Origin of the sequence: Ruegeria atlantica, from assembly GCF_013033965.1 — a bacterium.
Lineage (GTDB): Bacteria > Pseudomonadota > Alphaproteobacteria > Rhodobacterales > Rhodobacteraceae > Ruegeria > Ruegeria atlantica_D.
The window spans coordinates 57,637-69,476 of the sequence record NZ_WQFE01000004.1 but is presented as its reverse complement, the minus strand read 5'-3'; the positions used below and the strand labels follow the sequence as shown (position 1 = coordinate 69,476).

Genomic DNA, 11,840 nt, shown 5'->3' with positions numbered 1-11,840 from the left:
AGGGTGGACTTTAATAGTTTCCAGGGGATGGGAATGAGCGAACGTGACGGCATATTTGCCGGCACCGATCCGTTTGTCATAGCGGAGCGGTGGCTGGCTGAGGCCACAGAGAATGAACCGAACGATCCGAACGCGATTGCATTGGCAACCGTAGATTCGGACGGTATGCCAAATGTACGTATGGTGCTGCTGAAGGAAATCGAACCAGCAGCGTTTGTCTTCTATACTAACTATGAAAGTGTCAAAGCGGCCGAGCTGGACAATGCCGGGAAAGCCGCTTTTGTGATGCATTGGAAATCTCTGCGGCGCCAAATCCGAGTTCGTGGTACAATTACCAAAGAAAGCGGGCCGCAAGCGGATGAATATTATGCGTCCCGGTCGCTGAAAAGCCGTTTGGGGGCTTGGGCGTCAAAGCAATCGCAACCCCTTAGCAGCCGCTCAGCTCTGATGGCCGAGGTGGCGAAAGTGACCGCCAAACTTGGCCCAAATCCGCCGCGCCCACCATTTTGGGGTGGGTATAGGCTGGTGCCAACCGAGATTGAATTCTGGGCCGATGGGGCCTTTCGGTTGCACGACAGGTTCCGGTGGCAGCGGGATCAAGTGGGTTCCGACTGGCAGATACAGAGGTTAAATCCATGACGTTCGCGTATCGTGAAATGCAAGCGACTGAAAGCAAAGGAATTTTTCAGCTTGAATTTGCGGGCCATTCCCATACACATCGGACCCTTAACGAAATGATAATTTTCGCGATGGGAACGCCGTGCCAGAAGATCTGAACAACATGTACCGCGTCCGTGGACACGTGAAATGGTTCGACCCTGCAAAGGGCTACGGATTTGTTGTGTCTGATGAGGGCGGTCCGGATATCTTGTTGCACGTCAATGTGTTGCGTAACTTCGGCCAAAGCTCGGTCGCGGACGGCGCAGGCATTGAGATAATGACTCATCGCACGGATCGTGGCGTTCAGGCGGTCGAAGTTATCAGTGTCGACCCGCCGGCGCGGACGGACACCATGATGCTGGCTGATTTTGCCGAGCTGGATCCCGTTGAGATCGCCGCTGCGCCGTTAGAAGCTGCGCGGGTCAAATGGTTCGACAAGGGCAAAGGCTTTGGGTTCGCTAATGTTTTTGGCCGTGGCGAGGATGTGTTCCTGCACATCGAGGTTCTGCGCCGCTCTGGATTGTCGGATCTGCAGCCGGGCGAAGCCCTTGCGATGCGGGTCATCAGTGGCAAGCGTGGACGTATGGCAGCACAGGTTCTGGCCTGGGAAGCTGCTCTGGACGACTGAGTGATTCATGCCTAAATTTTTCCCGGGTCTTCTGGCGGTTTTCTTGCTTTGGTCCGGGATGGCCTGGGCCGCGTGCAAACCTGATCAGATCGACGTCAAAAACGACTCGGCGCAGATTCGTTTCAATATCGAATTGGCCATTACTCCGCAGGAGCGGTCGCGTGGATTGATGTTTCGCGAGTCGCTGCCAAACCGTTCGGGCATGCTGTTCGTTTTTGACCCGCCACAGCCCGTAGCGTTCTGGATGAAGAACACGCTGATTCCCCTGGATATCATTTTCCTGGATCGGGCGGGGACAGTGACGCACGTCCATCAAGGTGCGATTCCCGGTGATCTGACACCCATTGAGGGTGGCGATTCCGTCTTTGCGGTTCTCGAAATCAATGCGGGACTGGCCGCGCGCTACTCGATTAAGCCCGGAACCATCATGCGGCACAAAGTTTTTTCGAATGGGCCTGCAATTTGGTCCTGTTAGGGCTTTTCAAATCAGATCGGCATCGTTAGGAAGGCGCACGGTCCGGGGCGTGGCGCAGTCTGGTAGCGCACCTGTTTTGGGTACAGGGGGTCGTAGGTTCGAATCCTGCCGCCCCGACCACTTCTTTCACTTACGCTGGTGAGCCACCCAACGCTTGGTAAAGTTCGCCAAGCGCCTTATCTAGTGTTTCACTTTCCACCGGGACTTTAACTGCGGGTCCCGTTCTGCGTGGGACTTTGAAGTACAACTCGGCGTCGACTCGGTAGCCGGAATTATTCTTTGTCGTCGTCAGTCGCATCACGCTTTTGGGCAGATCCTGTGGGTATCCGTCATAGTTGAGAATCAGGAATGCAGTCATGTCCGGAGGTAGAAATTCACTACATTCGAAAACCCGATTCCCTGTGTTTTCAAAGCGTTCTCCGGGGCCGTCACAGCTGATCTCGAACGTGTCGAACAGCCTTTTGGGGAAATTGTCGAATTGAGCGCTGCGTGCGGGCGCGGGCACATCTTGTGGTGTGCAGGCCACGATCAGGGCCAGAACCGGAAGTATACGTAACAACGACATCAGCCCTGTTCCCTTTGATTGATTGCGTTCAGTGCTTTAGCCGACCTCTCAGACCAAAATGACCGCATCGTGATTCTTATCCAGCCTAAGCACCTTAACCTTAGATTATCAAATTCCGATAACTATGCCGGGAAACACAGTTAATTTCTCTGCTGCTTTTGGGAAAAGATGGTTAACCGCGGTGGATGAACCTGTGGAGGAATCAGAACAGCGCTTTCGCCGACCAGTTCGCAACAACGGGTCAACACAAAAGATATCAAAAATGACTTAAAAATGGCGTTGACGATCTATGGTCAGATACGTCAAGTTGTATGGGCCGGAAGGGTTGCCACTAAATCTGGTAGAAAAACTAGAATAGGGCACAGGGCGAGGGTCGGAAAGCACATCATACTAACGTGCAACCGTTTGATCGGTTTTGCGCTGCCGAATGCAGCGGCTGGTCTATTGCGCCCAATATTATTCGGCATGGCGATCGGTCCACGTCTGAGGACCTGACGCCGAAGGACAAGTTGATTGAATCTAGGGCGGCGGACATGAAGATTGACAGGAAATTTACGAAACCGGGGCAAGATGCTTATGCGGAACTGGACTTTGTCTCAGCGACGTCTGAGATAAGAAATCCGGATGGCACCATCGTTTTCCGCCTGGACAATATCGAAGTCCCCTCAAGCTGGAGCCAAGTGGCAAGCGACGTCATCGCGCAGAAGTATTTCCGCAAAGCAGGCGTGCCATCCAAGCTGAAGAAAGTAAAAGAGAAAGACGTTCCTGAGTTCCTGTGGCGCTCGGTTCCCGCTGACGGTGCTGAATTCGATGGCGAGACGTCCTCGAAGCAAGTGTTCGACCGTCTGGCAGGCGCATGGGCCTATTGGGGCTGGAAGGGCGGCTATTTCTCGACCGAGGAAGACGCGCGCGCCTACTTTGACGAGATGCGTTATATGCTGGCGACGCAGCGCGCCGCGCCGAACAGCCCGCAGTGGTTCAACACTGGTCTGCACTGGGCTTATGGAATCGATGGCCCGGCGCAGGGTCACCACTATGTCGACTACAAAACCGGCAAGCTGACCAAATCGAAATCCGCTTACGAGCATCCGCAGCCGCATGCGTGCTTCATCCAGTCCGTCGATGATGATCTGGTGAACGAAGGCGGCATCATGGACTTGTGGGTGCGCGAGGCGCGCTTATTCAAATACGGCTCGGGCACCGGGACCAACTTCAGCCACCTGCGCGCAGAAGGCGAGGCGCTGTCGGGTGGCGGCAAGTCCTCGGGCCTCATGGGCTTTCTCAAGATCGGCGACCGCGCCGCTGGCGCGATCAAATCAGGCGGAACAACCCGTCGGGCAGCAAAGATGGTAATCGTCGATGCAGATCACCCTGACATCGAGAAATTCATCGAGTGGAAGGTGATCGAAGAGCAGAAGGTGGCCTCGATCGTTGCCGGATCGAAGATGCACGAGAAGATGCTGAACGGCATTTTCGAGGCCATCCGCAGCTGGGACGGCGCGCAGGACGATGCGTATGATCCCAACAAGAATGACAGCCTGAAGAAAGCGGTTCGTGAAGCCAAAAAGGTCGCAATCCCAGAAACTTACATCAAGCGTGTTCTGGATTATGCCAAGCAGGGCCACGACAGCATCGAGTTCCCGACCTACGATACGGACTGGGATTCGGAAGCCTACAGCTCGGTCTCGGGCCAGAACTCGAACAACTCAATCCGCGTGACCAACGCGTTCCTGACCGCTGTCGAGAAAGACGCCGACTGGGAGCTGATCAACCGCACCGATGGCAAGGTCTCAAAGACCGTCAAGGCGCGCGACCTGTGGGAAAAGGTAGGCCATGCGGCATGGGCTTGTGCCGATCCGGGCATTCAGTTCCACGACACCGTCAACGAATGGCACACATGCCCGACGGATGGTGAGATTCGCGGCTCGAACCCGTGCTCGGAATACATGTTCCTAGACGACACGGCCTGTAACCTGGCGTCGATGAACCTGCTGACCTTCCTCAAGGATGGCGAGTTCCAGGCTGCGGATTACATGCACGCCTCGCGCCTGTGGACTCTGACGCTGGAAATCTCGGTGACCATGGCGCAGTTCCCGTCCAAGGAAATCGCGCAACTGTCCTATGACTTCCGCACGTTGGGTCTGGGCTATGCCAATATCGGCGGCCTGCTGATGAATATGGGCTACAGCTATGACTCGGATGAGGGTCGTGCGATCTGTGGCGCGCTGACGGCGATCATGACAGGCGTGGCCTATGCGACCTCGGCCGAGATTGCGGGCGAATTGGGTCCGTTCAAAGGTTATGAGCGCAACGCCGACCACATGCTGCGCGTCATCCGCAACCACCGCCGTGCCTCGCAAGGTGTGACCGATGGATATGAGAAACTGGCGGTCAAGCCGGTGCCTTTGGACCATGGCAACTGCCCGGACAAACGTCTGGTCGATCTGGCGATGTCGGCTTGGGATGAGGCGCTGAGCCTTGGCGAAAAGAATGGCTACCGTAACGCGCAGGCCACGGTGATCGCGCCAACCGGCACAATCGGTCTGGTGATGGACTGCGACACGACCGGGATCGAGCCGGACTTCGCTCTGGTCAAGTTCAAGAAGCTCGCGGGTGGCGGTTACTTCAAAATCATCAACCGTTCGGTGCCTTCGGCGCTCGAGAAGCTGGGTTATTCCTCGTCTCAGATCGAAGAGATCGTGGGCTATGCCGTAGGTCACGGCACCATCGGCAACGCGCCGGGGATCAACCACACCTCGCTGACCGGACATGGCTTTGGTCCGAATGAATTGGCGAAAGTGGATGCCGCGCTGGAGAGCGCGTTTGATATCCGGTTCGTCTTTAATCAGTGGACACTGGGTGAGGATTTCTGCACCGGCGTTCTGGGCATCCCGGCCACTAAGCTGAACGACCCGACCTTCGATCTGCTGCGTCACCTGGGCTTTACCAAGGCGGATATCGACGCGGCGAACGACCACGTCTGCGGAACCATGACGCTGGAAGGTGCCCCGCACCTGAAAGAGGAACACTACGCGATCTTCGATTGTGCCAACCCGTGCGGCAAGAAAGGCAAGCGTTTCCTTGGGGTTGATAGCCACATCACCATGATGGCAGCGGCACAGAGCTTCATCTCGGGTGCGATCTCGAAGACGATCAACATGCCAAATGACGCGACCATCGAGGATTGCCAGAAGGCCTACGAACTCAGCTGGTCGCTGGGTGTGAAGGCTAATGCGCTGTATCGGGACGGCTCGAAACTGTCGCAGCCTCTGGCCGCGGCGCTGGTCGAAGATGATGACGAAGCAGCAGAAGTGCTGGAAAGCGGATCGGCGCAGGAAAAAGCCGTAGTTCTGGCCGAGAAGGTGATCGAGAAGGTTGTGGTCAAAGAGATGATCCGCAGCCATCGTGAAAAACTGCCGCATCGCCGCAAGGGCTATACCCAAAAGGCAATCGTCGGTGGCCACAAGGTCTATCTGCGGACAGGCGAGTTCGAAGATGGCAAGCTGGGCGAGATTTTCATCGACATGCACAAGGAAGGCGCTGGCTTCCGGGCGATGATGAACAACTTTGCCATCGCGGTCTCGGTCGGCCTGCAATATGGCGTACCGCTGGAAGAGTTCGTGGATGCCTTCACCTTCACCAAGTTCGAACCGGCGGGGATGGTACAGGGCAACGACTCGATCAAGAACGCGACGTCAATCCTGGACTACATCTTCCGCGAACTGGCCGTGTCCTATCTGGACCGCACCGATCTGGCGCATGTGAAGCCCGAAGGTGCAACCTTCGATGATCTTGGCCGCGGTGAAGAAGATGGTCTGTCGAACGTCTCGGAAATCAGCGAAAGCGCGGCCTCCAAGTCCTTGGAAGTACTGAAACAAATCAGCTCGACCGGATATCTTCGCAAGCGTCTGCCGCAGGACCTGGTGGTATTCAACGGTGGCCAACCCGAAGTGAACGGTATGGCGGAACCCGCCGCGCAATTCGAAGCTCCGGTTGCGGAAACTGCCGTAGCCACCGGTATGGATGCGCGCACCAAAGCCAAGATGCAAGGTTACGAAGGAGATCCTTGCAGTGAGTGTGGAAACTACACGCTGGTGCGCAACGGCACCTGCATGAAATGCAACACCTGCGGCGCGACCAGCGGGTGTAGCTAAGAAATGAGGGTTGGGGCGCGAAAGTACCAGTTTCGCGCCCCGGCTTTCCCCCGCTTCACCAGTGCGGGAGAGGGATAAACCGACTCGGTTCAAAAACCGATAGAAAGGAGAAAACACGTTCGAGTTTGGCGATCAATGACGCGCTGCCAACCCACAGGAAATACATGAGTTGTCCTCAAGTAGTCTGTGGATAAGGAGGGACAAACTATGTCTCGTCGAAGGAATTCGGAAGTTACGAGTGCAAAAGCTGCATCTGCCGCAGCAAAGGTTCTCAGAAATCCGAAATCATCGAAAGCTGCCAAGACGGCAGCAGCGTCGGCGCTAACTCAGCGTCCGAACAAGAAGAAGTAATTCTTCTGAAATTAGCGCCCCGGCAACCCGGGGTGCAGGGGTCGGATAGCTGCCACAGGTACCGACCCCGACGAATACGGAGCAAGGCGCAGAGACTTACCTTCGATGCCTTGGTCCACTCGGCCGACATGCCCGTGTTGGCCGGGAACAGGGTGGGGCGGAATATTTGCTCTTTCCCACTCTTTCACGGGACGGGTGCGCTCGTCCCATGCGCAGTCCAGGCCGCAGGCAAAAAAACACCGGGCGGTCAACGAAATGAGCCTGGAAGGCGAAACTGACAGGGGGCTTCGGCCCCCTTTCTTTTTGCGTCTCGAGTCGGTGATTTAGGCAGGGCCTTGCCGGAACGGCGCAAACGCATCGGGCAAGAACCGCCGAAACGCGGATTGGACGTTTCGCCCAGCGGTTGATTGCGGACGCGACTCGGACAAACACGCGGAGAATGGCGCGAAACCGGACATGTTGTCAGGTGGGGCTGGTGATGTTTTCCGGTTGGGTGTCTCTGGTGCCTGTCCGGACGTAAACACACACACAAATACCACTTAGGAGGCATCACAATGAAACCGCAAAACCTAGCAATCCTTTCCGCATTCGTACTGGGTCTGCCGGCCATGGCAGCAGCACAGTCCGCGGCGGACACCAATGGTGACGGCGTTCTGACCATCGAAGAAGTTCAAGCCGTTCTGCCCGAGGTCGACGCTGATGGTTTCTCGGCGATGGACGCCAACGGCGACGGTTCGCTGGACGCGGATGAAATTGCCGTCGCGCAGGAGGCAGGGTTGCTACCGCCCAGCAACGGCTAATCCCGCGAAGGCATCGGCGGCCCGTACCCCCAACGGGCCGCCATATTTCAATGTGTTACGCGGGCAAGTAAATGTTGAACCTGCTGCGCAACTCAGCATCCAGCAGCGGATCGAATCTGGCCGGGGATGCGGTCGCAAGAATCTCTTCCTTCCGTTTCACTGCCTTTTCGATCAGGTCCGGCTTGCCAATTTCCACCCATTCTTTCGGAGACGACCGGTCGCCAAAAGTGGGATAGACATAATCCGCCTGCATTCGGCTGAGCGTCGCGTCGGTCCCCAGATAATGACCCGGCCCGCCCATGCAAACCTCGGCCATCTGATCCAGTGCCAACGTTTCATCCGTCACCTCAATCCCGCGCACACAGCGTTGCGCCTGTCCGATCAGGTCATCGCTAAGGATCAGGCTTTCGTGACAGAATCCCAGCAGCGAGGCGTGCATGCCCGCAGCTTCATACACCATGTTCAGACCCGAAAGTCCGGCCATGACGTTTGAGCACATTTGCTCCCAACCGGCCTGCATGTCGGGTAGCTTTGCGTCTGACGCACCTGCGGCGGCACCGCCCGGCAGGTCGTAGAAGTGGTGCATCTGTGCGCAACCTGCAGTCAACAACGCCTGTTCACCGGAACCGATGGACATCGCGCCTGTGCGCAGGTCCAAACCGAAGGGCCAGGTGCCAAAAATAGCGGGCGCACCGGGACTTACAGCGTTTACATAAACCAATCCAGCCAGACATTCGGCGGTGGCTTGCGTGATTGCACCAGCGACGGTTGAAGGCGCTGTCGCGCCGGCCATTCCGGCTGACAACAGAAGAACGGGCATTCCTGCCTTGATGCATTCCTCCATCACCTCGCAGCTTTCGGTCGCGAATTTCATCGGGGGCACCACAAAGCAGTTCGAATTCGACATAAAGGGCCGTTCGCGCCACTTGTCTTCGCCGCCAGCAATCATGTGCAGCATCTCGATTGCAGGAGCCACGTGGCTGGGTTCGGTGAACGAGGTGCCGATATGTTTGAACGTGCCGCTCGTGGTGGCATAGACGGTGTTCAGATCCATTTCCAAGTTGTCGGCGATATCGCGGCAGACCATTGGTCGTTGAACAAAGTGAATGTTTTCAAGCTGTTCACAGATGCGGGACGCATCGTGCAGGTCTTGTAGGGTTGAGTCCCGGTACTCTTGCCCATGCACATCAACCATGCTGACAGCCGCTCCGGCGGTGCCATAGTGGACACGGTTTCCCGACAGCTCCAGATCGGATTTACCGTCACGGGAATGCAAAGTGATCGAGCGGTTAGCCTTGGCAATCGTGTCCTCGACCAATGCGCGGGGAAAACGAATTCTGCCATCGTCACCCAAGGTGCAGCCTGCTGCCACAAGATAGTCGATCCCGCTTTGTGGGGCGTCTGCCAGACCTATGGTTTCCAACGCCGTCAGCGCCGCCTCATGGATGCGTTCGATCTGGGCTTGGGTCAGGACTTTGAGCGTCCCGCCTTCCATTCCGGGGCGGACGGGGCGCAGATGTTCGGGCAGGGCGCTTGCACGGGCCGCACGGCGCGCGGCACGTCCGCCGCTGCGCGATGTATTTCGGGTTTGTTCGTTCATAATTTTGAGTCCGGTCGAGATAGTACGTTCAGGGTGAGTGTACTCAGACCACAACCGGCCGCCCCCGTGCGGCACGCCCGCGATCCGCACCAATGGTACGGCTGATCAGGCGAATCTTCCAAACGTCACTTTGCATGCGGTTCCTCAACTGGTGATCAGAACTGTTCCAATACGAGGGGTAACAATCTGTCCTGTTTGCGACCTGACAGTCCAAAAGCGAAGTATTGTGCCCTGTGCGCATCAGATCTTGCCGTTGGGTAAAGTTTTTTCCCGAATGCGGGAAAATCTGTTATGCTTCTATCACTTATTTAAGAGTGGTTCGTGATCTCAATAGATTTTTAACGATTGCAGACCAAGTTTTATGTGACGATGCCCGTTGTGTGTTGGGTGAGCTGCAAGGAATTTTGGAGAGGTTGATGAAAGCCCTGATGGCCCTCATGACCAGTTGCGTGACAATCGGCATTGCGCCGGTATACGCAGAGGATTGGACGGGGGCGTATGCGGGTTTCAGCTTTGGCTATGCAGATGTCGATGGTCCAAATGGATCAGGCGGAAACGATACGACTTTTGGTCCGCATGTTGGTTATGACTATGACTTCGGCAACTTTGTTCTGGGTGGGGAGCTGGAATATAACAGGCTCTCGCTGGATCTGGGACAGGGCGAAGGTAGTTTGGACAGTGTTGCCCGCCTTAAACTGCGTGGTGGTTACGATTTTGGCTCGGCCTTGGGCTATGTCGTCGTGGGCGCAGCGCGATTGGACGCATCACCCGAAAATGACACCGCTGCAGTGTATGGCATTGGAATTGCTTATCCCATCGGCGACAGTTTCGTCATCAGTGGTGAGGCCTTGCGTCAGGATTTTAACGACGTCACTCGAGGTCAGGGCGATATTGACGCCAACGTATTCAACCTGCGTACAACCTTCCGGTTTTGACGCCGTCTATTCCGCCGCATGACTTTCTGCCAATGCGCTCGCTAAATCGCATATTGTTTTCAACGCTTCGGCAAAACGTTCATCGTCAATTGTCATCGCAACACGGACATGACCGGCGGCTGCTGCGCCAAAGCTTTCTCCGGGCATGACGGCAATCGCGTGCGTGTCTAACAGCGCATTTGCAAAGTCATCGCCGCTCAGCCCCGTGGCGCGGATGTCCAGCATCAGATACATCGCACCCTGTGCGGGGACCAAGCCGATGGTGTTTTGCTGGGCCAATATGTCGACGGCCAAAGTACGACGGCGGCGGAATGGCGCAGCGATTTCCTCTTCAAGATCATGACCCGCATTCAGTGCAAAACTGGCTGCGTCCTGAATAAAGCCGGGAACGCCGTATGTTGTGTGGGTTGCCAGGTTAATAAGATGCGCAATGACGTCCTCGGGGCCGACCACCCAACCGCAACGCGACCCGGTCATGGCGTGCGATTTGGACATGGAGCCGACGACCAGCGTGCGTTCAGCCATTCCGGGCAGGGTTCGTGGCGAGATATGCTCACCTTCCCAGACCTGCGTGTCATAAACCTCGTCTGAAATCAGCCAGAGGTCGCGGTCGTTGCAAACATCCGCGATGCCGTTAAGTGTCTCACGCGAATACACGACGCCGGTGGGATTGTTTGGGCTGTTGATCAACAGCGACACTGCGCCATCGGCGACCGCATCGACCTGCGGCGCGCGTGGCTGGAAGGCATCTTCTGCTGTGGTCTGGATGGCGCGGGCCGTTGCGCCTGCGCCTCGGATAGTACCGGGGTAGGTGGCGTAATAGGGATCAAGGTACAGGCCGACATCACCGGGGTCACACACCGCCACATGGGCTGCGAACAGCGCGGATTGGCCACCCGGAGTGATCAGCACATTGTTCCGGGACGTTCTCTGACCGGTGCGGGCCTGAATACGCGCGGCAACGGTGTCGCGCAGCAGATCCGAGCCAGGCACCACCGCGTAGCCCGTGTTTCCCTGTCGGGTGGACAGGTCCATGGCATCCAGAATGCTCGGGTGCGTGCGAATATCATGCTCACCAATGGTCAGTTCGGTGATCGCGTGACCCTCGCTGATCATCCGACGCGCGCGGTAAAAAACATCCCACCCATCACTGCCGCCCTCGGTCAGATGAGTAATACGCTGCGACAGTTTCATGGCACGCTCCGGTTTGGTCTTTTTTTGCTGACAGGGCCAGAGGTGTTGAAAAATGTCAATCAGCTTCGTGGCGGCAAAGTTGACTGCACTTTTTTAGTCAGTGACGACCGCACCAGATCGTAAGATGTGGCCAGCCGATGACGCAGCTCGTCTTCGGCACAGTCAAACGGCAGCCGGATCCAGCTGCGGTGAAAATAGGGGGCTTTGGTGCCGACACCTGCGTCGATCAACATCTGAGCCGTCTCGATATCCGGCGTTTTGACTGACACGCCATCGTTGGCTGTGCCGATACAGGCAAACATCTTGCCGCCAACCTTCCAGGCGTCGTGCCCGCCGCCCCAGGGGTCGGAAAGGTCAGCGCCTGGAAATGTGCGGCAGATGGAATTGACGAATTCTCGGCTCATGTTCGAAAGGGTGCGCCACCTTGAGATTGAACTCAAGTCTTGGCTGGACGCGTTGTCCATGCTAGGGGAAGGAC

At 56.6% G+C, this 11,840-nt stretch carries 10 protein-coding genes and 1 tRNA gene; 7 read left to right on the top strand and 4 right to left on the bottom strand.

Features of this window, described 5'->3' with window-relative positions:
- Positions 1-33 precede the first annotated feature (33 nt).
- The 4 genes from pdxH (at position 34) to GOW16_RS09120 (ending at position 1,883) form a co-directional block, all read left to right on the top strand.
- Positions 34-639, top strand: a complete 606-nt coding sequence (pdxH, locus tag GOW16_RS09135; protein ID WP_170413578.1) for a pyridoxamine 5'-phosphate oxidase — start codon at positions 34-36, stop codon at positions 637-639.
- A gap of 142 nt (positions 640-781) precedes the next feature.
- Positions 782-1,288: a cold-shock protein gene (locus GOW16_RS09130; protein WP_174822401.1), complete on the top strand. Its 507-nt coding sequence runs from the start codon at positions 782-784 to the stop codon at positions 1,286-1,288.
- Between the two features lie 7 nt (positions 1,289-1,295).
- A complete protein-coding gene (locus GOW16_RS09125; RefSeq protein WP_170413573.1) occupies positions 1,296-1,763 on the top strand; it encodes a DUF192 domain-containing protein in 468 nt (155 codons plus the stop codon).
- 43 nt (positions 1,764-1,806) lie between these two features.
- Positions 1,807-1,883, top strand: a tRNA-Pro gene (locus tag GOW16_RS09120).
- A gap of 10 nt (positions 1,884-1,893) precedes the next feature.
- On the opposite strand, the gene GOW16_RS09115 is transcribed toward GOW16_RS09120, so the two are convergent.
- Positions 1,894-2,328, bottom strand: coding sequence for a hypothetical protein (locus GOW16_RS09115; protein WP_170413570.1), 435 nt, complete (start codon positions 2,326-2,328; stop codon positions 1,894-1,896).
- A 533-nt stretch (positions 2,329-2,861) separates the two neighbouring features.
- Here GOW16_RS09115 and GOW16_RS09110 point away from each other — a divergent pair.
- Together GOW16_RS09110 and GOW16_RS09105 are read left to right on the top strand one after the other, a co-directional pair.
- A complete protein-coding gene (locus GOW16_RS09110; protein ID WP_170413565.1) occupies positions 2,862-6,482 on the top strand; it encodes a vitamin B12-dependent ribonucleotide reductase in 3,621 nt (1,206 codons plus the stop codon).
- A 905-nt stretch (positions 6,483-7,387) separates the two neighbouring features.
- Complete coding sequence (locus tag GOW16_RS09105) at positions 7,388-7,633, top strand: hypothetical protein (RefSeq protein ID WP_170413562.1); 246 nt, start codon at positions 7,388-7,390, stop codon at positions 7,631-7,633.
- A gap of 55 nt (positions 7,634-7,688) precedes the next feature.
- Here the strand turns inward: GOW16_RS09105 and GOW16_RS09100 are convergent, their stop codons facing one another.
- Positions 7,689-9,233 carry a trimethylamine methyltransferase family protein gene (locus GOW16_RS09100; protein ID WP_170413559.1) on the bottom strand — a complete coding sequence of 515 codons (1,545 nt, stop codon included), beginning with the start codon at positions 9,231-9,233 and terminating at the stop codon, positions 7,689-7,691.
- Between the two features lie 416 nt (positions 9,234-9,649).
- Here GOW16_RS09100 and GOW16_RS09095 point away from each other — a divergent pair, with 416 nt between their 5' ends.
- On the top strand, positions 9,650-10,168 hold the full coding sequence (locus GOW16_RS09095) for an outer membrane protein (RefSeq protein WP_170413556.1): 519 nt from the start codon (positions 9,650-9,652) through the stop codon (positions 10,166-10,168).
- A gap of 6 nt (positions 10,169-10,174) precedes the next feature.
- On the opposite strand, the gene GOW16_RS09090 is transcribed toward GOW16_RS09095, so the two are convergent.
- Together GOW16_RS09090 and GOW16_RS09085 are read right to left on the bottom strand one after the other, a co-directional pair.
- Entirely contained in the window at positions 10,175-11,362 is a 1,188-nt protein-coding gene (locus tag GOW16_RS09090; RefSeq protein ID WP_170413553.1) for a pyridoxal phosphate-dependent aminotransferase, read from the bottom strand.
- A 59-nt stretch (positions 11,363-11,421) separates the two neighbouring features.
- A complete protein-coding gene (locus GOW16_RS09085) occupies positions 11,422-11,766 on the bottom strand; it encodes an MmcQ/YjbR family DNA-binding protein (protein WP_170413550.1) in 345 nt (114 codons plus the stop codon).
- Positions 11,767-11,840: the final 74 nt, after the last annotated feature.

Excerpts from the sequence above, each read along its gene's own strand:
- GOW16_RS09085 (WP_170413550.1), bottom strand. The coding sequence starts at position 11,766 with ATGAGCCGAGAATTCGTCAATTCCATCTGCCGCACATTTCCAGGCGCT.
- GOW16_RS09095 (WP_170413556.1), top strand. The coding sequence starts at position 9,650 with ATGAAAGCCCTGATGGCCCTCATGACCAGTTGCGTGACAATCGGCATT.
- GOW16_RS09130 (WP_174822401.1), top strand. The coding sequence starts at position 782 with ATGTACCGCGTCCGTGGACACGTGAAATGGTTCGACCCTGCAAAGGGC.
- GOW16_RS09125 (WP_170413573.1), top strand. The coding sequence starts at position 1,296 with ATGCCTAAATTTTTCCCGGGTCTTCTGGCGGTTTTCTTGCTTTGGTCC.
- pdxH (WP_170413578.1), top strand. The coding sequence starts at position 34 with ATGAGCGAACGTGACGGCATATTTGCCGGCACCGATCCGTTTGTCATA.
- GOW16_RS09105 (WP_170413562.1), top strand. The coding sequence starts at position 7,388 with ATGAAACCGCAAAACCTAGCAATCCTTTCCGCATTCGTACTGGGTCTG.
- GOW16_RS09090 (WP_170413553.1), bottom strand. The coding sequence starts at position 11,362 with ATGAAACTGTCGCAGCGTATTACTCATCTGACCGAGGGCGGCAGTGAT.
- GOW16_RS09110 (WP_170413565.1), top strand. The coding sequence starts at position 2,862 with ATGAAGATTGACAGGAAATTTACGAAACCGGGGCAAGATGCTTATGCG.
- GOW16_RS09100 (WP_170413559.1), bottom strand. The coding sequence starts at position 9,233 with ATGAACGAACAAACCCGAAATACATCGCGCAGCGGCGGACGTGCCGCG.
- GOW16_RS09115 (WP_170413570.1), bottom strand. The coding sequence starts at position 2,328 with ATGTCGTTGTTACGTATACTTCCGGTTCTGGCCCTGATCGTGGCCTGC.